Annotated in this window: 1 protein-coding gene; it reads left to right on the top strand. The window is 69.9% G+C overall.

The genetic code is table 11. The features are described from left to right. Nucleotides 1-2 precede the first annotated feature (2 nt). Nucleotides 3-1,403 carry an NF041680 family putative transposase gene (locus tag ABT014_RS34490; protein ID WP_350643814.1) on the top strand — a complete coding sequence of 467 codons (1,401 nt, stop codon included), beginning with the start codon at nt 3-5 and terminating at the stop codon, nt 1,401-1,403. Nucleotides 1,404-1,413: the final 10 nt, after the last annotated feature.

Here is a 1,413-nt window from a genome sequence, read left to right on the forward strand (position 1 = left end):
TGTTGTCGCGCTTTCGGGTCGAGTTCTACGAATGCCTCTACGCCCGCTCGGACGCACTGTTCGAGCTCACCGACGCAGTGCTGTGCACCGACGGGCCGGTGCGGACCCTGGTCGAGCTGTCGCTCACTGCCGAGCACCGGCGCGGTCACGGTGCACTGTACGCCGCACTGGACCGGGGCTGGCTGGAGCCGGCCCGGCTGCGTTGCGCGCTGGCCGCCCTGCCGCTGCCGAAGGCAGCCGACGGCCGGATCGTGCTGGCCGTCGACGTGAGCAACTGGCTCCGCCCCGACGCCCCCACCAGCGACGACCGGCTCTTCTGCCATGTCTACGGACGAGGCGACCGAAGGACGGACCAGTTGGTTCCCGGCTGGCCGTACTCCTTCGTCGCCGCCCTGGAGACAGGCCGCACCTCCTGGGTTGCGCTGCTGGACGCCGTGCGTCTCGGGCCGGCCGACGACGCTACCGCTGTCACCGCCGCCCAACTGCGCGATGTCGTCGAGCGGTTGGCACAGGCCGGGCACTGGCAGCCGGGCGATCCGGACATCCTGATCATGATGGACTCCGGCTACGACGTCGCCTACCTCTCCCACGACCTCGCGGACCTTCCGGTCGTGCTGGTCGGACGCCTGCGATCGGACCGCGTCATGCTCCGCGACGCGGGCCCCGCACGCTCCACCCCGAGGGGCGGCCGACCCCGCCGTCACGGCGGCGTCCTCACCTTCTCCAAGCCCGACAGTTGGCACCAACCCGACGTCGCCACGGTCACGGACACCACCCGATACGGGAAAGCCGAGGCAATCGCGTGGGACCGGATGCACCCCAGACTCACCCACCGCGGCCCCTGGCTGGACCACGCCAAGGAAGAACTGCCCATCCTGCACGGCACGTTGGTCCGGCTGAAGGTCGATCGGCTACCGGGCGACCGTGCCCCGAAGCCCGTCTGGCTGTGGTGCTCGGCCACCGACGCCACTGGCGCGGACGCGGACCGCTGGTGGCAGTCGTTCCTCCGCCGCTTCGACCTGGAACACACCTTCAGGCTCATGAAACAGACCCTCGGCTGGACGGCTCCGAAGATCCGCCACGCCGACAGCGCCGACCTGTGGACCTGGCTCATCATCGTCGTCCACACCCAGCTTCGACTCGCCCGGCCGCTGGCCGAGGACCTCCGTCGCCCCTGGGAACGGCCCGCCGAGTCCCGCCGCCTCACCCCCGCCCGGGTGCGACGGGGGTTTCGCAACATCCGCCCGACCACCGCTCGCCCAGCAGCAGTACCGAAACCGTCCAAGCCGGGCCCGGGACGGCCTCCCGGCTCGAAGAACAAGAACCGGGCCACCCGCCACGACGTCGGCAAGACAGTGAAACGCGCCGATTCGATCAAGGAACACCAAGCTTGGCGAGGATAAATCCCAAGCT

Origin of the sequence: Kitasatospora sp. NPDC094015 (assembly GCF_040304075.1) — a bacterium.
In the GTDB taxonomy this organism is placed as follows: domain Bacteria; phylum Actinomycetota; class Actinomycetes; order Streptomycetales; family Streptomycetaceae; genus Kitasatospora.